The 21,554-nt window shown below is 60.2% G+C and carries 18 protein-coding genes and 1 pseudogene; 15 read left to right on the plus strand and 4 right to left on the minus strand.

The genetic code is table 11. The features are described from left to right. Positions 1-190 (minus strand): IS200/IS605 family transposase (tnpA, locus tag GCT13_RS41580; RefSeq protein WP_152767639.1); only part of this gene is annotated, 190 nt, incomplete at its 3' end. Between the two features lie 284 nt (positions 191-474). Continuing rightward, a complete protein-coding gene (locus tag GCT13_RS41585) occupies positions 475-1,512 on the minus strand; it encodes a LacI family DNA-binding transcriptional regulator (protein WP_152767640.1) in 1,038 nt (345 codons plus the stop codon). 115 nt (positions 1,513-1,627) lie between these two features. Here GCT13_RS41585 and GCT13_RS41590 point away from each other — a divergent pair, with 115 nt between their 5' ends. The 15 genes from GCT13_RS41590 (at position 1,628) to istB (ending at position 19,761) form a co-directional block, all read left to right on the plus strand. After that, positions 1,628-2,647: a Gfo/Idh/MocA family protein gene (locus tag GCT13_RS41590; protein ID WP_152767641.1), complete on the plus strand. Its 1,020-nt coding sequence runs from the start codon at positions 1,628-1,630 to the stop codon at positions 2,645-2,647. A 19-nt stretch (positions 2,648-2,666) separates the two neighbouring features. Next, positions 2,667-4,259 (plus strand): acyl CoA:acetate/3-ketoacid CoA transferase, encoded by a 1,593-nt coding sequence (locus GCT13_RS41595; protein WP_321574970.1) that lies wholly within the window; start codon positions 2,667-2,669, stop codon positions 4,257-4,259. Then, the gene (locus GCT13_RS41600) at positions 4,252-5,034 is read left to right on the plus strand and encodes an enoyl-CoA hydratase/isomerase family protein (protein ID WP_152767643.1); all 783 of its coding nucleotides are present in this window, start codon (positions 4,252-4,254) and stop codon (positions 5,032-5,034) included. The genes GCT13_RS41595 and GCT13_RS41600 overlap by 8 nt, the downstream gene beginning before the upstream one ends. 1 nt (position 5,035) lies before the next feature. Then, positions 5,036-6,577, plus strand: coding sequence for an aldehyde dehydrogenase family protein (locus GCT13_RS41605; RefSeq protein WP_152767644.1), 1,542 nt, complete (start codon positions 5,036-5,038; stop codon positions 6,575-6,577). Positions 6,578-6,665: 88 nt separating this feature from the next. Continuing rightward, a complete protein-coding gene (locus GCT13_RS41610) occupies positions 6,666-7,922 on the plus strand; it encodes an ABC transporter substrate-binding protein (RefSeq protein ID WP_152767645.1) in 1,257 nt (418 codons plus the stop codon). Between the two features lie 78 nt (positions 7,923-8,000). Next, the gene (locus GCT13_RS41615) at positions 8,001-8,975 is read left to right on the plus strand and encodes a carbohydrate ABC transporter permease (protein WP_152767646.1); all 975 of its coding nucleotides are present in this window, start codon (positions 8,001-8,003) and stop codon (positions 8,973-8,975) included. Positions 8,976-9,035: 60 nt separating this feature from the next. After that, positions 9,036-9,899, plus strand: a complete 864-nt coding sequence (locus GCT13_RS41620; protein WP_193727912.1) for a carbohydrate ABC transporter permease — start codon at positions 9,036-9,038, stop codon at positions 9,897-9,899. A 3-nt stretch (positions 9,900-9,902) separates the two neighbouring features. Beyond that, positions 9,903-11,009 (plus strand): ABC transporter ATP-binding protein, encoded by a 1,107-nt coding sequence (locus tag GCT13_RS41625; protein ID WP_152767648.1) that lies wholly within the window; start codon positions 9,903-9,905, stop codon positions 11,007-11,009. 30 nt (positions 11,010-11,039) lie between these two features. Further along, entirely contained in the window at positions 11,040-11,819 is a 780-nt protein-coding gene (locus GCT13_RS41630; protein WP_152767649.1) for a 3-ketoacyl-ACP reductase, read from the plus strand. A 10-nt stretch (positions 11,820-11,829) separates the two neighbouring features. Further along, positions 11,830-13,554, plus strand: coding sequence for a GMC family oxidoreductase (locus GCT13_RS41635; RefSeq protein ID WP_152767650.1), 1,725 nt, complete (start codon positions 11,830-11,832; stop codon positions 13,552-13,554). Further along, complete coding sequence (locus GCT13_RS41640) at positions 13,457-14,635, plus strand: dihydrodipicolinate synthase family protein (protein ID WP_152767651.1); 1,179 nt, start codon at positions 13,457-13,459, stop codon at positions 14,633-14,635. The genes GCT13_RS41635 and GCT13_RS41640 overlap by 98 nt, the downstream gene beginning before the upstream one ends. A 73-nt stretch (positions 14,636-14,708) precedes the next feature. Continuing rightward, the gene (locus GCT13_RS41645; RefSeq protein ID WP_193727908.1) at positions 14,709-15,275 is read left to right on the plus strand and encodes a heme-binding protein; all 567 of its coding nucleotides are present in this window, start codon (positions 14,709-14,711) and stop codon (positions 15,273-15,275) included. A gap of 12 nt (positions 15,276-15,287) precedes the next feature. Continuing rightward, positions 15,288-16,625: an MFS transporter gene (locus GCT13_RS41650; RefSeq protein WP_193727909.1), complete on the plus strand. Its 1,338-nt coding sequence runs from the start codon at positions 15,288-15,290 to the stop codon at positions 16,623-16,625. Between the two features lie 722 nt (positions 16,626-17,347). Then, positions 17,348-18,994 carry an IS21 family transposase gene (gene istA, locus GCT13_RS41655; RefSeq protein ID WP_407670933.1) on the plus strand — a complete coding sequence of 549 codons (1,647 nt, stop codon included), beginning with the start codon at positions 17,348-17,350 and terminating at the stop codon, positions 18,992-18,994. Beyond that, the gene (istB, locus tag GCT13_RS41660; RefSeq protein ID WP_152767654.1) at positions 18,991-19,761 is read left to right on the plus strand and encodes an IS21-like element helper ATPase IstB; all 771 of its coding nucleotides are present in this window, start codon (positions 18,991-18,993) and stop codon (positions 19,759-19,761) included. Before istA ends, istB begins: the two co-directional genes overlap by 4 nt. Before the next feature lie 440 nt (positions 19,762-20,201). On the opposite strand, the pseudogene GCT13_RS41665 reads toward istB, so the two are convergent. Together GCT13_RS41665 and GCT13_RS41670 are read right to left on the minus strand one after the other, a co-directional pair. Further along, positions 20,202-20,393: pseudogene (locus GCT13_RS41665) on the minus strand (transposase zinc-binding domain-containing protein); the annotation flags it as partial. Positions 20,394-20,402: 9 nt separating this feature from the next. Beyond that, positions 20,403-21,278, minus strand: coding sequence for a tyrosine-type recombinase/integrase (locus GCT13_RS41670; protein ID WP_152767655.1), 876 nt, complete (start codon positions 21,276-21,278; stop codon positions 20,403-20,405). Positions 21,279-21,554: the final 276 nt, after the last annotated feature.

Here is a 21,554-nt window from a genome sequence, read left to right on the forward strand (position 1 = left end):
TGTGAACGTGATCCCCCATCAGGTGCCCTTCGACAATTTTCGATTCCTTGTGGGACGCCAGCTCATGAAATATCTCTCCGAGCTGCCGACGCAACGCGCCGAATATCTGCTTCTTGCGCCGCTTCGGGATGAACACCACGTGATACTTGCAGTCCCATCTCGTGTGGCTCAGGCTCTGATACTCTTTCATCGTGAATCTCCTTCTCTTGGCAGAGACAGGAAATTCGCGCCGACCGTCGTAAAGGTCAAACCTTGGTGAGTCCACCGGCAGAGCCGGTGGCTTACCTCACTGAGTTAATCGACGCCGAACCGGACCTTACCACTAAATGCAGTTTAAAGCTTATGTCAAATACATAGGATAACTAACAATAGGCCAGCCTAACACGTCCGTAAGAAGTAGCAACGCGACGACCGAAGTGCCGACCTCTGGATGCAACTCTCCGCGACAAAGATCCTGCATCACGGCGCGCGTAGTCAATCGGCTTTGGCAGGCACCCTAATGCCGATACTTGATTCGCGTATCACCAGGTCTGGTTCGGCGAAATATTGAATTACAGGCTTCTTAGGTCCATCCGTCTGTTCGAGCCTTGCAAGAAGAGTACTGCTCGCCATCGTTCCGAGCTTATCGGCACCGGCCGACAGCGTGGTTAACGGCGGGTTCGTATGTTCTGCGGCGACAACATTATCACAGCCAACGACCGCCAGCGCCTGACCCGCGCGCTTGCCCATCCGGTCCAGTTCGTGCAGCACACCGAATGCGACTTGATCGTTGTAACAAACCACGGCCGTCGGGCGCGGCTTCATGTCGAATATTGCGCGTACCGCATCGCGCCCGCCTTTTGGCGTCAACTCGACATCGATGATCCATTCGTCGCTGACAGACAGGTCATGCCTGGCCATCGTCGACAGATACCCTTCCCTGCGCTGGTTCGCGACTGTGTAGCCCTTTCTGTTGCCAGCGAAGGCGATGCGCGTATGGCCTTGCTGGATCAGGTGCTCTGTGGCAAGCGCGAAGCCGTGCGCATTGTTTACGCCTACCGTGTCGACGTTCGTACCCATTGGACGCATCACAAGTACGAGAGGTACACCCCATGACTGGATCTCGGCAGGCAGATTGTCGGGGGTTCCCAACGCGGGCGACATGATAAGTCCGGCAACGTTCTGCTCGCGCATCGAGCGCAGCACCCGCGTCTGCGTCTCAATGCTCTCGGCTGTGTGCGCCATCAGCGTCGTATAGCCGGCCTGCGCGAGCACACGTTCGATAGCAACCAGCAGTTCAACGAAGAACGGATTCGTCAGATCGTTGATCACCATTCCGATGGTCGTGCTGCGCCGTCCGCGAAGATTTGCCGCGCCACGGTTGTACACGTAGCCCAGCGCGCGCGCCGCCTCGCGTACCTTCTCTGCTGTCTCAGCCTTGATACGAGGGCTTTCCTGCAATACAAGCGAGACGGTCGATTTCGACACGCCAGCAGACGCGGCGATGTCCTGAATGGTCGGGCCGGATTTCATGTTGCTTTGCACAATTGGAACGTTCCAAAAACTCATTGACAGCGTGAAATGAGTCTACTACAGTTTGTTGGAACGATCCAACAACGCGAATTGGAACGTTCCAATGGAGAGAGACATGACGGCAAAAATTCGCTGGGCGCTGATTGGCGCCAGCACCATCGCCGACGAATGGATGATCAATGCGATCCGTTCGCAACCGGATGGCGAGATCGCCACGGTCGTGAGCGGTAGCGCCGAACGCGCGCGCGAATTTGCGCAAAAGCACCATCTTCCGGCCCACTCGGCTGACCTCGACGCCGTGCTCGCAGACCCGTCCATCACGGCGGTCTACATCAGCAGCACCAACGAAAAACATCTGCCGCAGGCCCTCGCGGCAGCAAAAGCCGGCAAGCACGTGCTATGCGAAAAGCCCCTTGCGCTGACCGAAGACGAGGCCGCGCAGATGATCGAGGCGTGCGTATCACACGATGTGCGGCTCGGTACGAATCATCACCTGCGCTGCGCGGCCACACACCGGAAAATCCGCGAGCTTATCCGCACGGGAGAGGTTGGAACGCCCCTCTTCGCCCGCGTTTTTCATGCCGTGTCGCTACCGCCACATCTGCGGGGCTGGCGCATCGAGCGACCGGATGCCGGCGGCGGCGTCATCCTCGACATCTCCGTCCACGACATTGACACGCTGCGCTTTGTCCTCGATGACGAACCCGTTGAAGTCAGCGCAATGACGGCGTCGGGAACGATGTCCTCGGCGGGCCTCGCCGACGGTGTGATGGCCATCGTGCGGTTCAAAGAAGGCGTACTCGCCCAGCTGCACGATGCGTTCACCGTGCCTTACGCACCGACGGGACTCGAAATTCACGGCACCTCCGGTTCGCTCTTCGCGAAGGACGTGATGACGCAGCGACCTGTCGGCGAAATTTCGCTTCGCACGCCAGACGGCACGCAAATCATTGAGATTGAACATCACGACCTGTACGGCACCGGCGTCGCTGAATTCCATCGCTCCATTTCTGAAGGACAGAACCCCGCTGCGACGGGCATCGACGGCTATCGCTCGCTCGTCGCGGCGCTGTCCATTGTGCAGTCGGCCGATGCGGGCGGACACGTGACGGTCCCGTCCCGCTTCGCTGAATAAAAGTTTGAGGAGATTGACTGTGCGTTCCAGCAAGGTTGTTTCATTGGCCCACGCAGCGAGCCTGATCGGCGATGGTGACATCGTCACAGTGAGTTCGTCGAGTGGTCTCGGTTGTCCCGACGCGATGCTCGCGGCCATTGGCGCGCGGTTCGACGCCGAAGGCCATCCGCAAAATCTGACGATGCTCCATCCGATTGCCGCCGGCGACATGTACGGCATCAAGGGCATCGATCACATCGCGAAGAAAGGACTGGTTCAAACGGTCATTGCTGGCTCGTTTCCGAGTGGCCCGTCGAGCCTGCCGATGCCCGACATCTGGCATCTCGTTACCGACAACACAATCCGCGCATACAACCTGCCGAGCGGTGTGATGTTCGACATGCATCGCGAAGTCGCGGCGAAGCGACCGGGCGTGCTGACCAAGGTCGGTCTCGATACCTACGTCGACCCCGACCGTCAGGGCGGCGCGATGAACGCGCAGGCGTCCGAGCACCCGATCGTCGAGAAAGTCTCTTTCGCGGGCGACGAGTGGCTGTACTACAAGAACTTCGTACCGCGCGTCGCCATCGTACGCGCGACTACAGCGGACGAGCGCGGCAACCTTTCGTTTGAACACGAAGGCGCGCTGCTCGGCGGACGCGACCAGGCGCTGGCCGCGCGCAACAACGGCGGCATCGTGATCGCTCAGGTGAAGCGCGTCGTGAAGGCGGGTTCGCTGCACACCCAGCAGGTCCACATCCCTTGCAATCTGGTGGACTACGTGGTCGTCGATCCCGAGCAGAAGCAGACCACGCAGATCGAATACGACCCGGAAATCAGCGGCGAAGTGAAGCTGCCGGATAGTGCCTTTGCATTCGCCGAGTGGAACGCGGACAAGGTCATTGCACGTCGTGCCGCAATGGAACTCGCGCAAAACGATGCAGTAAATCTTGGTTTCGGCATCTCCGCGAACGTGCCACGCATCCTGCTCGAAGAAGGATATCGCGATGACGTGACATGGGTGATTGAACAGGGCGCAGTTGGCGGTGTACCGCTTCTCGGTTTTGCATTCGGATGTTCGGGCAACGCGGACGCCATCATGCCCTCGCCGTCGCAATTCGTGTACTTCCAGGGCGGCGGCTTCGATGTCTCGCTGCTTTCCTTCCTGCAGGTCGACCGCTTCGGCAACGTGAACGTGTCGAAACTGCCGAGCAAGCCTTATCTCACGGCCGGTTGCGGCGGTTTCATCGATATCACCACGCATGCGAAGCGGATCGTCTTCAGCGGCTATTTCACGGCGGGCGCGAAGATCGAAGTGGGTAATGGCCAACTGAAGATCATCAAGGAAGGCAAGAAGAAGTTCATCGCAGATGTGGACCACGTAACCTTCAGCGGCCGCATGGGACGCAAGCGCAATCAGGAAGCGTTATACGTCACGGAACGCTGCGTCATCCGGCTCGGCGACGCGGGCCTCGAGGTCATCGAAATTGCGCCCGGCGTCGATCTGCAAAAGGATGTGCTCGACCAGAGCGACATCGAGCTGGCCGTCTCCCCTTCCCTGAAGACCATGGATGCGTTGATTTTCACGGACGCACCGTTCGGCCTCCAACTGAAGGAGGCACGTCATGGCTGACCAGCAACTCATCCAGATTGAGGCGAAGAACGCCGTTGCGATCGTGACGCTCAATCGACCGGACAAGCTGAATGCACTGACGCCCGAGATGCTCGAACAGCTCGAAGCGGCAGCGGCGCAGCTGGAAGCTGATACAAGCGTGCGTGCCGTCGTTCTGACGGGTGCCGGCGAACGCGCCTTCTGCGTCGGCGCAGACGTCAACCAGTGGTCTGCCCTTGCACCACTGGACATGTGGCGAGTGTGGGTGACACGCGGTCATCGCATCTTCGACCGCTGGGCGGCATTGCGTCTGCCCGTCGTCGCCGCGATCAACGGTCCCGCGTTCGGGGGCGGCCTCGAACTCGCCGCCGTGGCAGACGTGCGAGTGGCGGAACCCACCGCCACGTTCGCGCTGCCCGAAGCCAGCATCGCGACCTGCCCAGGCTGGTCGGGGACCCAGCGGCTGGTTTCGCTGATCGGTCCGAGCCACGTGAAGTCGCTTGCACTAACCGGCAGGCGCATTGACGCACAGCGCGCGTACAGCATCGGCCTCATCGACGAAATCTCCGAAGCGAAAGGGGCGCTTGCGGCCGCTATCGCTGTCGCTGAAAAGATCGCGACGCTCGCGCCCGTCTCCGTACAACTGACGAAGCAACTCATCAACGCCGCCTCGGGATTCGGGGCTGGTGCAACCCTGGAAGCCATGGCAGGAGCGCTGTCCGCAACAACGCAGGACGCACGAGAAGGCATGGCCAGTTTCCGCGAACGGCGCCCGGCGCAATACGAGGGTCAATGACATGACGAACATCACCGCTATTCCCGCTGCAACCGCGCTTTTGACGAGCGACAAGCCAGCGGACCAGGAAGCCTTCAATGGCCGCATGTACATCAACGGCATGTGGGTCGAGTCTGCGGACAAGCAGCGCTTCGAGCGCCGCAGTCCTGCTCATGGGCACGTAGTCAGCACGTTTCCGGAAGCGACGCCTGCAGATGTCGAGCAGGCCATCAAGGCTGCCGACTTCGCCTTCCGGCACGGTCAATGGCCGAAGCTCAAGGGCGCAGAGCGCGCGAGAATTCTTCTCGCAGTCGCCGATGGCATCAAGGCCCGCGTCGAGAAGATGTCGCTGCTGGAGTCGCTCGAAACGGGTAAGCCGCTCGCGCAGGCGACCGGCGAAGTGTCCGGCTGCGTCGACCTCTGGCAATACGCGGCGAGCCTTGCGCGCACGACCAGCGGCGACGCATACGACACGCTCGGCGAAGACATGCTGGGCATCGTCCTGCGCCAGCCTATTGGCGTGGTCGGTCTCATCACGCCGTGGAATTTCCCGCTCTGGATTCTTTCGCAGAAGCTGCCGTTTGCGCTTGCGGCGGGCTGCACGTGCGTCGTCAAACCGAGTGAGCTGACATCGAGCACGACTGTCATGCTGATGAAAATTCTCGAAGAAGCCGGTGTGCCTGCTGGCGTCGTCAATGTGGTGACGGGCAAAGGCCCGACCGTCGGCCAGCCGCTCGCCGAGCACGACGCCATCGACATGCTGTCGTTCACCGGTTCGACGCGTGTCGGCAGCCTGTTAGGCGGGCTCGCCTCGAAAAAGCTGAAAAAGATTGCGCTCGAGCTCGGCGGCAAGAACCCGCAGATCATTTTCCCCGATTGCGACTGGGACGCGATGGTGGATGCCGTCGTGTTCGGCGTGTATTTCAACGCTGGCGAATGCTGCAACAGCGGTAGCCGTGTGCTGGTGCACGAATCGATTGCCGAGCGCTTTGCACAAGCCGTTGTCGAGCGTGCGCGCCAGGTGCCTGTTGGAGATCCCCTGCATCCTGATTGCAAGATCGGCGCGATCGTCAGCGAGAACCAGCTTGGCGAGATCCTCGGGAACATCAATAAAGGCGTTGCAGCTGGCGCACGCCTGCGTCTCGGCGGCAAGCGTTATGACGCGCAAGGTCTGTATCTCGAACCGACCATCATCAGTGACGTGAAGCCTGACATGAGCATCGCGCGCGAAGAAATCTTCGGCCCAGTGCTCGCCATCATCCCCTTCTCCGACGCACAGCACGCCATCGAAATTGCGAACGACACGGCCTACGGATTGTCGGCCGCCGTCTGGAGCAACGACATCAATACGTGCCTGACGGTTGCGCGCGGTGTCGACGCGGGCACCGTCTGGGTCAACACCTTCCTCGATGGCTATCCGGAGCTGCCGTTCGGCGGTTTCAAGTCGAGCGGCGTCGGACGCGAACTCGGCAAGCAGGCCGTCGAGGACTACACCGAAACGAAGACGATCCAGCTTCATATCGGACAGCGCAAGAACTGGTGGTTGCCGAGAAAGCCAGCTTAATCCCCCTGACTTCACCCGGTTTCGGCAGAGTCACGCCGGAGTGCCAGCAGAGAAACCCCATCAAGGGAGCGTCAAAATGGAGACAAAGATGTTCAAGAAGCGTATTGCAGCAATCGCAGTCGGTCTCGTTGCCTGTCACACGCTGTCGGCCGTTGCGGCCGACAGCAAGCAGGTAGAAGTCATGCACTGGTGGACTTCCGGTGGCGAAGCCAAGGCCCTTACCGTTCTCAAAGACGGCCTTAAGGCGAAGGGCTATGCATGGAAGGACAGCCCTATTGCGGGCGGTGGCGGTGAAGCCGCACGTACGGTGCTGAAGGCGCGTGTCGCATCAGGCAACCCGCCAGATGCAATCCAGATGCTCGGCTTCACGATCCCCGAATACGCGCAGGAGGATTATCTGCAGAGCCTCGATTCAGTTGCATCGAAGGAAGGCTGGGACAAACTCGTCCCGCCGCCGATCCAGAAGTTCTCCAAGGTGGACGGACACTGGGTTGCCGCCCCTATCGATGTTCATCGCACAAACTGGATCTGGGCAAACAAGAAGATCTTCGACCAGCTCAAACTCACGCCGCCGAAGACCTTTGATGAGCTCATCGCCGATGCCGACAAGATCCGCAAGGCCGGCTACATTCCGCTCGCGCACGGCGGCCAGGCGTGGCAGGAAGCAACGATCTTCGACAGCGCCGTGATGTCGGCTGGCGGTCCGAAGTTTTACCAGCAGGCCCTCGTCAAGCTGGACCCCAGCGCGCTCGGCTCGAAGACGATGGAAAAGGCTTTCGACCAGATGCGCGCGCTGCGCGGCATGGTTGACCCCAACTTCCCGGGGCGTGACTGGAACCTCGCCACTTCGATGGTGATCAGCGGCAAGGCTGCCATGCAGATCATGGGCGACTGGGCGAAGGGCGAGTTCGCATCGGCTGGCAAGCAGCCGAACGTCGACTATCTGTGCTTCCAGTACCCGGGCACGGAAGGCGACTTCATCTTCAACTCTGACCAGTTCGCCCCCTTCAAGAAGGGCGACGCGAGCATGCCGGGTGAAGACGCGTTCGCGTCAACGATCATGGACAAGGGCGTGCAGGCGAAATTCAACCAGATCAAAGGTTCGATTCCCGCACGACTCGACGTCCCTCAGGACGGCTTCGACGAATGCGGCAAGAAATCGATGAGCGACATGCGCGCCGCCCTGAAGACTGATTCGATGGTCGGCAGCTTCGCGCACGGACATGCAATGCCCGATGGCCCGAAGAACGCGGTCTATGACGTCGTCACGCACTTCTTCAATTCGACCCAGTCGTCTGCGGACGCCGTGAAAGCGCTCGTCGCGGCTGTGAAGAACTCGCAGTAAGCCAACTGGTCCTCGTGAGCGGGCGGCACCCAAAGCCGCTCCCCACGAGGCCCGTCATCTCTGACGGTAGGTGTTGCCATGCTCTCGCAAAATCGCGCCCACGCGGCGCCCACCCTTGAAGATCTGAACAACGGCTCCGGCCACAGTCCGACGCAAAGGCGCTCGAAGTTGCGCAATCGTTTCGAAGCTGTGTTGCCGAAGATCGTGCTCAGCCCGACATTGTTTATCACGCTGATCTTCGTGTACGGATTTATCGTCTGGACCACGCTGCTTTCGTTCACCCGCTCACGTGCCTTCGCCAACTTCCACTGGGCGGGCCTCCTTCAGTATGGCCGCGTATGGGACCACCCGCGCTGGCACGTGGCAATCGGTAACCTCGGCATTTACGCGTCGCTCTACGTCGTGCTCTGCATGGCGATCGGTCTCGGACTTGCAATTCTGCTTGATCAGCGCATTCGCGCCGAAGGCGGATTACGGGCGCTTTTCCTTTACCCGATGGCGCTGTCGTTCATCGTCACGGGCACCGCGTGGAAGTGGATTCTGAATCCGGGTCTCGGCCTCACCAAGCTGTTTCATGACTGGGGCTGGACGAGCTTCCAGTTCGACTGGATCATCAACGACGACATGGCGATCTACACCGTCGTCATCGCCGCCGTGTGGCAGGCATCGGGCTTCGTGATGGCGATGTTTCTGGCGGGTCTGCGTGGCATCGACCAGGAACAGGTGAAGGCCGCGTCGATCGATGGTGCGCGCATGCCGGCCATCTATCGCCGAATCATCATTCCGCAATTGCGGCCGGTGTTCGTATCAGCATTCGTGATTCTCGTTCACCTCGCCGTCAAGAGCTATGAACTTGTCATTGCCTTGACGGGCGCAGGTCCGGGCTATTCGACCGAACTACCCTCGACCTTCATGTACTCGTTCACATTCACCCGTAACGAACTGGGCATGGGTGCGGCGAGCGCGGTAATGATGCTGTGTACCGTCGCGGCCATCATGGTGCCCTACCTCTACTCCGAAATGCGACCGCGCCGCAAGAGCGCCGGCCATTGAACTACCCGATAGCCTTTCAGGAGACAAACAATGGCTACCAAGACATGGGACTCGCCACAGATGGTGGTGGGCAAGCACAACTACGTCTCGCGAATCGTCATCTATTCGCTGCTGGCGATCGCGGCCGTGGTCTATCTCGTACCCCTGCTCGTGATGCTGCTGACGTCGTTCAAGCCGCTCCCCGAAGTGTATTCGGGCAATATTCTCGCGCTACCGCACGAATGGACACTGGCTGCTTGGGAGAAAGCATGGGGTTCGGCCTGTGTGGGACTTGACTGCTCGGGCGTCAAAGGCTTCTTCTGGAATTCATTCCGGATGGTCTTCGCCGCTGTTGGGATCTCCACGTTGCTCGGCGCATTGAATGGCTATGTGCTGACCAAGTGGCGCTTCAGAGGCGACAACCTGCTGTTCGGCCTGATCCTGTTCGGCTGCTTCATCCCGTTCCAGATCGTGCTGATTCCGATGGCGTCGTTTCTCGGCAAGATTGGTCTCGCACAATCGATTACCGGTCTCGTGTTTGTGCATGTCGTGTACGGCCTTTGCTTCACGACGCTCTACTTCCGCAACTACTACGTCGCGTTTCCGGATGAACTGGTGAAAGCGGCGATGATTGACGGTGCGCGCTTCTTTCGCATCTTCTTCCGCATCCTGCTACCCAACTCGGTGCCAATCATCACGGTCACTGTGATCTGGCAGTTCACAAATATCTGGAACGACTTCCTTTTTGGTGCTTCGTTTACGACGGGTAGCTCTGCACCTATCACTGTCGCGCTGAACAACATCGTGAACACATCGACGGGCGTCAGGGAATACAACGTCCACATGGCCACGGCCATGATCGCCGCACTGCCGACGCTGTTCGTCTACATCGTGGGTGGTCGCTATTTCGTACGCGGTCTGATGGCCGGCTCGGTCAAGGGGTAAATCATGTCTTCTCTGCACGTATCCAAGGTTCGCAAGGCCTACGGCTCCACTGAGATCCTCAAGGAGATCAACATCGATGTCGACGACGGCGACTTTCTCGTCCTCGTCGGACCGTCCGGCTGCGGCAAGTCCACACTGCTTTCGCTGATTGCGGGCCTCGACACGCTCTCGGGCGGTGAGATTCGCATCGGCAACGACAGGGTCAACGATCTGCACCCGAGCGAGCGGGACATCGCGATGGTGTTTCAGAGCTACGCGCTGTATCCGAACATGTCCGTCGCGCAGAACATCAGCTTCGGGCTGGAAATGCGCAAGGTCTCGAAAAGCGAGCGCGAAAAGGCCGTGCAGGATGCCGCGCGCCTGTTGCAGATCGAGCATCTGCTCGACCGGCGTCCGGGTCAGCTTTCTGGCGGCCAGCGTCAGCGTGTCGCGATGGGCCGCGCGCTCGTGCGTCACCCGAAGATCTTCCTGTTCGACGAACCGCTGTCGAATCTCGACGCGAAATTGCGCGTCGACATGCGCACCGAGATCAAGAAGCTGCATCAGCGCCTGGGCGCGACCATCGTCTATGTCACGCACGACCAGATTGAAGCGATGACGCTCGCGACACGCATCGCCGTGATGAAGGGCGGCGTGCTGCAACAGCTCGGCACACCCGCCGAAGTCTATAACACGCCCGCCAACACGTTCGTCGCGACGTTCATGGGTTCGCCGTCGATGAACCTGATTCCTGCGCGTATCGAGCGCGCGAACGGCTCGCTCCAGCTTCGTGTAGGCGAAGGTCATGGCGCGATTGCGCTCGATCTGCCGCAACAACCGGCGGCCGTCGAGCGCTACATCGGAAAGAAGGTAATTGCGGGTCTGCGCCCCGAAGCAATCGGCGTCGAGAACGAGCGTGCCGCCTCGGCGCTACGCACCGTGCCGGTGACGATTAACATGCTGGAACCGACCGGCCCCGACACGCTCGCCGTGCTCGATTTCGGCGGCATGGAAGTGGCCGCGCGTCTTGGCGCGGACATGCCTCACTCGTCGGGCGAGCGATGCGAACTGCGCGTCGATCTGTCGAAGCTCGTGCTGTTCGACGCCGATACCGAAGTCCGGATTCACTGAGCGCGCAACGTAACGACAGATGGTGCAGCTATGACCAACTCAGAGGAAAAATTACCTGTCGCACTGGTGACGGGTGCCCGGCGCGGCATCGGCCGGTCGATCTGCGTAGCGCTCGCGCGGCGCGGCTTCGATATCGTGCTGACAGATGTCGTCAACGACGAGGACGCGGCAACGACGTGTGGACTGGTGCGCGACGAAGGCCAGGACGCGCTCTTCATACAGAGCGACCTGAGCGATGTTGCGTCGCACGCGAATGTCGTCGAAGAAGCCGTGCACTTCAAAGGCAGTATCGAATGTCTCGTGAATAACGCGGGCGTCGGTTCGCCCAGCCGCGGCGATCTGCTGGATGTGCCGCCGCACGCATTCGATGCGGTGCTCGGCGTGAATCTGCGCGGCACGTTTTTCATGACGCAGGCCGTCGCGCGCCACATGGCCTCGGTAACATCGGGTGCCCCGCGCTCGATTATCACGGTGTCGTCCGTATCGGCGGAAATGGCCTCACCCGAACGCGCCGAATACTGCCTGTCCAAAGCCGCGTTGCCGATGATGACGCGGCTCTTCGCGCTTCGGCTCGCAAGCGCCAACGTCAGCGTATTCGAGGTGCGGCCGGGCATCATCCGCACACCCATGACGGCGGGCGTCGCGCAAAAGTACGAAGCGCGTTTCCACGAAGGCCTTGTACCTGTTGGACGCTGGGGCGAAAGCGACGAGGTAGGCCAGGCCGTCGCGACACTGGCCAATGGCTCGCTGCCCTTCGCGACGGGTAGCGTCGTGAACGTGGATGGCGGCCTGTCCATCCCTGCTTTCTGAGCCGACTGACATGAATACGACGACATACGACTACGTGATTGTGGGCGGCGGCTCGGCAGGCTGCGTGCTGGCCAACCGCCTGAGTGCCGATCCCTCGGTCAAGGTGCTGCTGCTTGAGGCGGGTGGCGCGGACCGTCATCCATTCTTCTCGATGCCTGCCGGCTTTGCGAAGATGACGCGCGGCATAGGCTCGTGGGGCTGGTTCACGGTGCCGCAAAAGCATCTGAACAATCGGGTGCTGCGCTTTACACAGGCCAAGGTTATCGGCGGCGGCTCCTCGATTAACGCGCAAATCTATACGCGTGGTGTACCGGCAGATTACGACGACTGGGAACAGAAAGGGGGTGCAACTGGCTGGTCTTATCGCGATGTACTGCCCTACTTCAAGAAGTCCGAAAACAACCAGCGCTTTGCCAACGAATATCACAGCTACGGCGGACCGCTGGGTGTGTCGAATCCGATCAGTCCGTTACCGATCTGCGAGGCATTCTTTCAGGCGGGACAGGAGTTGGGTATTCCGTTCAATCCCGACTTCAATGGCGTCAGCCAGGAAGGCTTGGGCTATTACCAGCTCACCCAGCTGAACGCGCGTCGCTCCTCGGCCGCAGCGGGTTTTATTCGGCCGGTACTGGGACGGCCCAATCTGACCGTAAGGATGCAGGCCCGTTCACTCCGCGTGATCGTCGAAGCCAATCGCGCGTCGGGCGTCGAATACGTGATCAGCGACGGCCGTAACCCGCAGATTGTGCGCGCTTCGTGCGAAGTGATTGTAGCCTCAGGCGCGATCGGCTCACCGAAGCTCCTGATGCAGTCGGGCATCGGTCCCGCCGATCATCTGGAATTCGTCGGCATCAAGCCGGTTCATAACCTTCGCGGAATCGGGTCCAACCTGCAGGACCACCTCGATCTGTTCGTGATTGCAGAATGTACGGGCGATCACACGTACGACAAGTACAACAAGCCGCACTACGCCGCATGGGCCGGATTGCAATACCTGTTGCTGAAGAAAGGCCCCGTTGCGTCCAGTCTCTTTGAAACGGGCGGCTTCTGGTATGCGGATAGTCAGTTGCACGACCGCTCTCCCGATATCCAGTTCCACCTGGGACTCGGGTCCGGCATCGAAGCCGGTATGGCAAAACTGAAGAATGCAGGTGTCACGCTAAACACGGCGTACCTTCGCCCCCGCTCGCGCGGCACCGTTCGACTTGCAAGCAAGGATCCCGCTGCCGCTCCGTTGCTCGACCCCAACTACTGGGACGACCCGCATGACCGCGACATGGCGATAAAAGGCCTGCGGCTCGCGCGCGACATCATGCGCGCGCCAGCGTTGAAGCGCTTCGTCCAGAGCGAGATTCTGCCCGGGCCGCGCGCCAATACCGACCAGGAACTGTTCGAGTACGCCTGCGCAAACGCAAAGACTGACCATCACCCGGTTGGCACGTGCCGTATGGGACGACCCGATGATCCGGACAGCGTTGTCACACCGGATCTGCGTCTGATCGGACTCGAGGGCCTGCGCGTCGTCGACGCGTCCGTCATGCCCTATCTGCCCTCCTGCAACACAAATGCACCGACGATCATGGTCGCCGAAAAAGCTGCCGACATGATCCTTCACCCCCAGACATTGAGAGGAATGAATGAAGATCAATCTGCCAACACTGGAAGGAACAATCCAGCCGTACGCGATGCAACAACTGGACGACCAGCCTCCGCCGTCCACCGCGCCGACGTTTAACCGTATCGCTTATGCGGCGGCGCATGTCGTCGTCGATTCGTCGCGTGCGTATGAGCCATGGGGTGACGCGCCGTGCATCGACTGGGAGGCCACGCTCGAATTTCGCAGCTACCTGTATGGCCTCGGCTTCAAGGTCGCAGAAGCAATGGATACAGCGCAGCGCGGTATGGGCGTCGGCTGGCCGACAGCGGCCGAACTGATCCGCCGCAGCATCGCGCACGCGCGTGACATCCCAGGTGCGGACCTCGCATGCGGCGCGGGCACTGACCATCTTGATAGCGGCCGCACACATTCCCTCGCCGATATTATCAATGCGTACGCGGAGCAGTTCGACGTGATCGAGTCGGCTGGCGGCCGCCCGATCATGATGGCAAGCCGTGCGCTTTGCGCGGCGGCTCGCTCTGCCGACGATTACCAGCATGTCTACGATGCGGTGATTTCCGCCTCGCGCAACAAGGTCGTGCTCCACTGGCTAGGCGATGCGTTCGACGCGCAACTCGCAGGGTACTGGGGCAGCCGCGACGTAGCGACGGCAATGGCGACCGTGCTCGACATCATCAAGCGTCATCAGAACAAGATCGAGGGCATCAAGATTTCGCTGCTCAATGCAGACTACGAGCGTCAGCTCAGGTCGCAGCTCTCCGAAGGCGTCGTGATGTTCACGGGCGACGATTACAACTACGGCGAACTCATCGCAGGAGACAGCACTGGCCATTCGCATGCGCTGCTCGGCATATTCGATCCGATCGCAGCCGTCGCCTCACGTGCACTGACGAAGCTCGCCACCGGGGATCTCGATGCCTATCGACAACTGATCGATCCGACCGTCGCCCTGTCGCGAGCGCTGTTCGTTGCGCCGACGCAGTACTACAAGGCGGGCGTCGTCTTTCTTGCATGGCTTAACGGTCATCAACGTCATTTCTCGTTGGCGGGCGGCATGCAATCGGCGCGCTCCGTCGTTCACTATGCCGAGGTCTTCCGCAAGGCCGACATGGCAGGCGTCCTGACCAAACCCGACCTGGCCCGTCAGCGCATGAGCCAGTTCCTTGCTCTGAATGCAGGAATCGACAACCGACAGTGAACGGACACGCCCCACGCCTTCAGGCCAGGCGTGGATGCGAGCCTCACGGTTTTATCAAACGAAGGAGGCCAACATGGTCAGAGGAACGGAAAAAGTCTCTCGTACCGGTGGCCTTCGGCACCAGGCACAAAAGCTTGTATTACCACGCTTCGATGCGGCGGCTGCCAGGGCAATCGGCGAGATTACGTTCAATCTTGCTTTCAGGCGCGGACTGACGATCACTGTCTGCATAGCGCGACCGGGACAGACCTTGTATTTCAGCGCAATGGAAGGCGCCGACCCAGACGACGAGTCCCGCTTGCTGAAACGGATGAGGACTGTATTTGCGTTTGGAGAAAGTTCGCTCGAGGTTGGCATCCGCTTACGGCAGAGCGGACGATCACTGAATGATTTCGGGTTCGCCCCGGCGACGCACAGCGTCAACGGCGGTGCCATTCCGCTGTGCGTCGAGAACGGCGTAGTGAAAGGCGCGGCGGCGGTAGTGGGAATGAGCGATCAGGCTAACCACGACCTCATCACGGAGGCCGTTTGCTGGCATGTCGGCGTGGACTTTCCGCAATTCAAATCTGCGAGGCATGAGCGGCGGTCGCGCCCCGCTCCGTCGCGTAATAGTGAATCACCAAACACATGCAGGTTCTAGATGGAGACAAAGATGACAGGACAAGTATCGGCATTGCACTCTACAGCTACCACAACGGGTACCGAGGTCGCCGTCAACGGGAAGGACCTGCAAAGGGTCATTGGCGCGAGTGTCGCCGGTAGCGCGATGGAATGGTACGACTTCAGCATATACGGCACGGCGTCGGCGTTGATCTTTTCGGACCTGTTCTTTCCCGGCCTGGATAAGGCGGCAGGATTGCTGGCGATTTTCGGTGCGTATGCTGCAGGCTTTTTCGCGCGGCCTTTCGGTGGACTCTTTTTCGGCTGGCTAGGTGATAAATACGGCCGCAAGAGCGTGCTCGTCGCGACTGTCCTGCTCATGGGCGGATCGACATTCTGCATCGGTCTGCTACCCACCTACGACAGCGTTGGAGTCTGGGCCGCGGTGCTACTGGTGGTGCTGCGACTGCTTCAGGGTTTTGGCGCGGGCGCCGAACAGGCTGGCGCGTCGCTCATTGTGTCCGAATTCGCACCACCTGCACGCCGTGGCTTCTATGCAGCAATGCCTTTTGCGGGATGTATCGTAGGGATTCTTCTCGCGAACGCAATCTTTACGGCAGTGCAGCACTTGCCGAAGTCGGACTTTCTGAGTTACGGCTGGCGGATACCGTTTCTGTTCAGCGCCGCTGTGGTTGTTGCGGGGTTCATTATCAGAATGAAGGTCAAAGAGAGCCCCGTATTCGAAGAAATCAAAAACACCGGGCATGCCAGCAAGCGTCCCGTTAAAGACTTGTTGTCCGAAGCACGCGGTACATTGGTGGTCGCGTTCTGCCTGCGTGTCGGGGAGAATGGCTCTTCTTACCTTTACCAGGTTTTTGCGCTGAGCTACCTGACCAAAGTGCTGCTTGTCGACAAATCGGTGGGAACGATGGGTCTTACCATCGCGGCTGCACTGGCGGTTCTGACGATACCCCTGATGGGGGGGCTTTCGGACAGGTTTGGCCGCCGCCTGATGTACCGACTGGTTGCACTTTTCACGTGCCTCTGGGCATTCCCCGCCTTCTGGCTGTTCACAACCAAAGACCCAGCGTTGGTTATCCTAAGTATGTCCATTGCCATCGGCGTCGGAGTCTTTGGCATGTATGGTATCCAGGGAGCTTACTTTCCTGAATTGTTTAACGCGCGTTATCGGTATACCGGCATCGCTGTCAGTAAAGAGTTCGCCGCTGTGGCATCCGGCGGCATCGCTCCGTTCATCGCTGCTGCGTTGCTCGGATGGACTCAGGGCGCATATTGGCCGATCGCCACCTACATCGCGGTTCTTGCCGGTATCAGTTTCATTGCAACGTTCTTTTCGCCCGAGACCAAGGGCATCAGCTTGCGTAATTGAACGGCGGACGGATCTCCACGCACCGTGCACAACACGTGCGTTTTGGGGTCGGATTTCCGGCCCTGTTTTTTGGTGTGACGCGGTTCTGGCAGCGCCGGTTTTCTACCTCGGGCCATCGAGCATCGAGGTTAGCTCTTTGATAGAACGGCCGGGAGCGGTCAAGGCGAGCGACACAATTTGGCGAGCTGATTCCGTGTATCTCTGCCTCGCCATCGACGCACGTCACTGCTGGTGCGGCCCGTCGCTAATGGCATCTGTTGAAGCAGCTGGACATAAGGGCCCCGGAGGGCACCCAAACTCCTCCGGGTTTGGGCAGTTCAAACTCCTCCACCTGAGAACCCCCGGCTGAGCTTTTGAGCGGGCGGCTAACGATGTTGCAGGACGTCTATTTTCTTCTCCTTCGAACAAGAAGGAGATCAGGGAGTGAACGTCTTGAAGCAACATCTGCAAAGCGCGATATTCACGTTGCTCGAACGCGAGGTGAGCCAACGCAGGATCCATGAGCTCACGGGCGTTGATCGCAAGACGATCCGTCGCTACCAGGCGATCTTCGAGTCCCAGCGTGCAGCGACAGCAANCCCCGGAGGGCACCCAAACTCCTCCGGGTTTGGGCAGTTCAAACTCCTCCACCTGAGAACCCCCGGCTGAGCTTTTGAGCGGGCGGCTAACGATGTTGCAGGACGTCTATTTTCTTCTCCTTCGAACAAGAAGGAGATCAGGGAGTGAACGTCTTGAAGCAACATCTGCAAAGCGCGATATTCACGTTGCTCGAACGCGAGGTGAGCCAACGCAGGATCCATGAGCTCACGGGCGTTGATCGCAAGACGATCCGTCGCTACCAGGCGATCTTCGAGTCCCAGCGTGCAGCGACAGCAAATTCCCCCACGGTGCCCGCCGGCCCGGTACAGCCGGTGGGCGCGCAAACTCCTCCACCTCAAACTCCTCCACCCCCGCGCCCACCGGCTTCTGATGCTGCCGCGCCAGCCAAACCCTTCAATTTCGCCCGCTCGGCGAGCGAACCCCATCGCGAGTGGATCGAGCAGCAGGTGCGCCTGAGGCGCAACGCCCAGGCCATTTACCAGGATCTGGTCGACCAGTTCGGCTTTACCGCCAGTTACGACAGCGTCAAGCGTTTCGTGCGCGCCCTTCGTCACGTCGAACCCGAGCAGTTTGACCGCCTCGAGTTCGCGCCCGGCGAAGAAGCCCAGGTTGATTACGGCGAAGGCGCGCTTACGCGCGATCCGAAGACGGGCCGCTTCCGGCGCCCACGGCTGTTCGTGATGACACTGCGATACTCACGGCGCAGCTTCCGGCGCGTGGTCTGGAAGTCGAGCAAACAGGTCTGGGCACAACTGCACGAAGAAGCCTTCCGGTACTTCGGTGGCACAGTCAGCTATGTCGTGCTCGACAACCTCCGCGAGGGCGTTATTACGCCCGACCTGTACGAGCCGGAGATCAACCGGCTTTACGCCGCGATGCTCGAGCATTACGGCGTAATCGCCGATCCTGCCCGGGTACGCGATCCGAATCGAAAGGGTGCCGTAGAGAACGCGATCCAGCATACGCAGAACACGGCGCTGACTGGCCGGCGCTTCGAGTCGCTCGAGGCCCAGAACGAATTCCTGATGCACTGGGAGGAGAACTGGGCAGCCAAACGCATCCACGGCAGCGCGCGGCGGCAGGTCGAGGCCATGTTCCGGGAGGAGAAGCCGCACCTGAGGCCGTTGCCGGCAACCGGATTCCGCTACTTCAGTGAGGTCGTGCGCACCGTCTGGGACGACACGACAGTGAGCGTCGATCGCAGCAATTACGCAGCCCGGCCCGCGCCGATCGGCAGTCTTGTGTGCGTGCGCATTTACGAGACCACCATCGAGATCCGTGATCGCCGGACGCAGGAACTGCTGCGAACCCACGCGCGCGCCTCACTACCAGGCTCGCTCGAGCTTCCCGAGAGCGAGCGCCCGTTCAACCCGTCACGCCAGACACGGATTGCACTCGCCAGTGCCGGCGACATCGGACCGCAAGCGAAGGCGCTCTGCCAGCACATGTTCGACGCCGAAGGTCGTGTCGGCCATCGCGGCATGTGGGGCATCGTCGGACTGGCGAAGAGGTATCCCGCCCGACTCGTCGAGCAGGCGTGCGATCACGCGCTGCGCCATCACGTCTACCGGTACCGGCAGGTGCGCGCGATTGTTGAGCGGCTGTTCGAGCAGGCCCTTGAGCGCCTCGACAGCGCGCCGCAACTCGCCTTGCCGCTGACGCAGGAGCACCCGCTGATCCGACCGGCCGCCGAATACAGCGAGCTGTTCAGCGCCGGCGCTGCGCACAACGCCGGATCCATCACTTCCACCAACGGAGAAACCACATGACCACAGCACTCCCGGACATCGAACGCGCCCTCAGACTGCTGCACCTGTCCGGCGTGCGCGACACGCTTGAGACACGTGTGCTGCAGGCGCAGGGCACCCAGCAACCGTTTCTCGAAACATTCGCGCTGATCCTGCAGGATGAACTCGATCGCCGGCACTCGCGGCTCATTGAGCGCCGCTACCAGCAGTCGGGACTTGAAGAGAAGCTGACGCTTACCGAGTTCGACTGGTCGTTCAATCCCAGACTGCCGCGTCAGGCATGCTTCCAGCTGCACACGCTGAAGTTCATCGCCGAAGGCAGCAACGCGCTCATCATCGGCAAACCGGGTACTGGCAAGTCGCACGTTGCAAAGGCCATTGCCTACCAGGCCGTCCTGCAGGGCTACAAGGTCCAGTACCTTGAGACCGACGACTTCTTCAACCGCTACGTTCTCAGTCCACCCGCGCAGCGGGAAACGCGCCTGCGCGCCATCCTCGATGGCGATCTGCTCGTGCTTGATGACCTGTTCCTGTCACGAACGATTCCCGACGACGCCGGCGCGCTGCTGCAAATGTTGATCCACCAACGCTACAAGCTGCGTCGCAGCGTCGTCGTGACGTCCAACCGCGTCGTCCAGGACTGGGGCGCTTACCTTGGCGACAACACGATGAGCACCACAATCCTCGACCGCCTCATGCATCACTGCCACCTGCTCGAGTTCGACGGTCGCAGCTATCGACTTAAAGAGGCCGCTGAAACCCTTGCGCGAAAAACAAAAGAGAGCTAAATAACGTCCACGTCCTGCTTCACGGGGTGGGGGAATTTAAGTGCCCATAAGTGGAGGAGTTTGAACTGCCCGTCCGGGCATCCAACATCTGCGGACCTACCTCAGCCAGAGGTCTGCCACTCATCAGCATGAAGCGGCCCAGATGATCGGCGGCACGTATGTACCGCTCGGCGCTGGCCGCTGAATATCCGTCCCGCTCCAGCGCATCAGCAAAGCCGTCAATGAAGGCGCCGACCGGTCCCGTACGCAGGCGCCTCAAAGTCTTGGGTGCTACCAGGTATGTGTCTAGCATCACGTCCTCCTGTGATGATTGCCCGTGAAAGCCAGACCACGATAGCAACGGAGGGGCGCGTTTTAATGGGGAGCAAAAACACAGAATTGTTCGGTCTGGGGCTCCGAACATGCTTTCGGACTCCCTGTTAGCCAGGACTCCCCATAAGACACGAGTTGTAGGCGATCTCGACTTCGGCGCACCCTTCACAACGAAGCACGTGCCCTCCCAGCGCCGCGCTGCGGCACTGTTCGATCGCCGACACGACCTTCAGTTGCCCCAGGCTCAGGTTAGCGGATTGCCGCCACGTTGGGCCAAGCGAGCGAAAGACGTCGGCCACCTCGAGCGCGCGATGCGCCACGACGTCGACTTATTCGGTGCGCAAACTCTCAAGAGGGCTCACTACCTCACGCAGAATATCAGTGGCCACCTGGGCATAAAGCGCTGTCGTTTCAAGCTTCTTGTGCCCGAGCATGACCTGAATCACGCGGATATCGACCTTCTGCTCGAGCAGATGGGTGGCAAAGCTATGGCGCAAGGTGTGCATCGATACGCGCTTGTCGATTCCGGCAGCCTGTGCTGCTGCATGGACTGCGCGGTTGAGTTGGCGGGTGCTGAGCGATTCGATCGGGTTGAGGCCGGGAAACAACCAGCCACCGTCGAGCATCTTGCCCTGGGCTCGGGCGACGCGCCACCAGACCCGCAAACGATCGACCAGGATCGGTGACAGCATCGCATATCGATCCTTCTGGCCTTTGCCCTGCTCCACGCGCAGCGTCATGCGCTGGCTGTCGATGTCGCTGACCTTCAAGGCCACCACTTCGCTGGCGCGCAATCCTGTGCCATAGGCGACCGCGAGCGCGGTCTGATGCTTGAGATTACCCGCTGCCGCTATCAGTCGACTCACTTCATCGCGGCTGAGTATCACGGGTAAGGTGCGCGGGAGATAGATCGGACGCATCTTGGCCATCAACTCCTCGTGACCAAGCGTCGTGCCGAAGAAGAACTTCAGGCCGGTGATGGCGGCGTTAAGGGAAATCGGCGACACGCCGTGGTCAACCAGATGCAGTTGATAGCGCCGCAAATCCTCGACTGTAGCTGTGTCGGGCGAGCGGCTGAGGAAGATGGTGAAATCCCGAACCGCACGCAAATAGTTGGCTTGGGTCTTCGGCGCGAGTCGGCGCATGCGCATGTCGTCCATCATCCGTTGGCGTAGCGGACTGACGCTTCGGCTGGCAGTAGTCATGGCTGGGCTCCTGTTGGGAGACGAGGCAAACCGCCTCATCTCCCAACATAGGAAACCGTGCAGGTTTCCTATGACGAACCACCATGTTCAAACGGAGTGAATACCGCGCGAGCGGTTTAGTCCCATGGCCGCGAACGGCCTCATCCGAATCGCATATCCGCTCGATCGTGAACGGCGGCGATCCCCCGAATGGCTACGCAATTCAAGGATTTAAGCCTAAAGTTACGCGCCGTAAAGAATGTGTCGCCGCCGCAGTACACATGGCAACTAGAAGCG

Origin of the sequence: Paraburkholderia franconis (assembly GCF_009362735.1) — a bacterium.
GTDB classification, from domain to species: domain Bacteria; phylum Pseudomonadota; class Gammaproteobacteria; order Burkholderiales; family Burkholderiaceae; genus Paraburkholderia; species Paraburkholderia franconis.

Coding starts and splice junctions, on each gene's coding strand:
- GCT13_RS41585 (WP_152767640.1), bottom strand. CDS start 1,512: ATGAAATCCGGCCCGACCATTCAGGACATCGCCGCGTCTGCTGGCGTG.
- GCT13_RS41590 (WP_152767641.1), top strand. CDS start 1,628: ATGACGGCAAAAATTCGCTGGGCGCTGATTGGCGCCAGCACCATCGCC.
- GCT13_RS41600 (WP_152767643.1), top strand. CDS start 4,252: ATGGCTGACCAGCAACTCATCCAGATTGAGGCGAAGAACGCCGTTGCG.
- GCT13_RS41605 (WP_152767644.1), top strand. CDS start 5,036: ATGACGAACATCACCGCTATTCCCGCTGCAACCGCGCTTTTGACGAGC.
- GCT13_RS41610 (WP_152767645.1), top strand. CDS start 6,666: ATGTTCAAGAAGCGTATTGCAGCAATCGCAGTCGGTCTCGTTGCCTGT.
- GCT13_RS41615 (WP_152767646.1), top strand. CDS start 8,001: ATGCTCTCGCAAAATCGCGCCCACGCGGCGCCCACCCTTGAAGATCTG.
- GCT13_RS41620 (WP_193727912.1), top strand. CDS start 9,036: ATGGTGGTGGGCAAGCACAACTACGTCTCGCGAATCGTCATCTATTCG.
- GCT13_RS41625 (WP_152767648.1), top strand. CDS start 9,903: ATGTCTTCTCTGCACGTATCCAAGGTTCGCAAGGCCTACGGCTCCACT.
- GCT13_RS41630 (WP_152767649.1), top strand. CDS start 11,040: ATGACCAACTCAGAGGAAAAATTACCTGTCGCACTGGTGACGGGTGCC.
- GCT13_RS41635 (WP_152767650.1), top strand. CDS start 11,830: ATGAATACGACGACATACGACTACGTGATTGTGGGCGGCGGCTCGGCA.
- GCT13_RS41640 (WP_152767651.1), top strand. CDS start 13,457: ATGAAGATCAATCTGCCAACACTGGAAGGAACAATCCAGCCGTACGCG.
- GCT13_RS41645 (WP_193727908.1), top strand. CDS start 14,709: ATGGTCAGAGGAACGGAAAAAGTCTCTCGTACCGGTGGCCTTCGGCAC.
- GCT13_RS41650 (WP_193727909.1), top strand. CDS start 15,288: ATGACAGGACAAGTATCGGCATTGCACTCTACAGCTACCACAACGGGT.
- istB (WP_152767654.1), top strand. CDS start 18,991: ATGACCACAGCACTCCCGGACATCGAACGCGCCCTCAGACTGCTGCAC.
- GCT13_RS41670 (WP_152767655.1), bottom strand. CDS start 21,278: ATGACTACTGCCAGCCGAAGCGTCAGTCCGCTACGCCAACGGATGATG.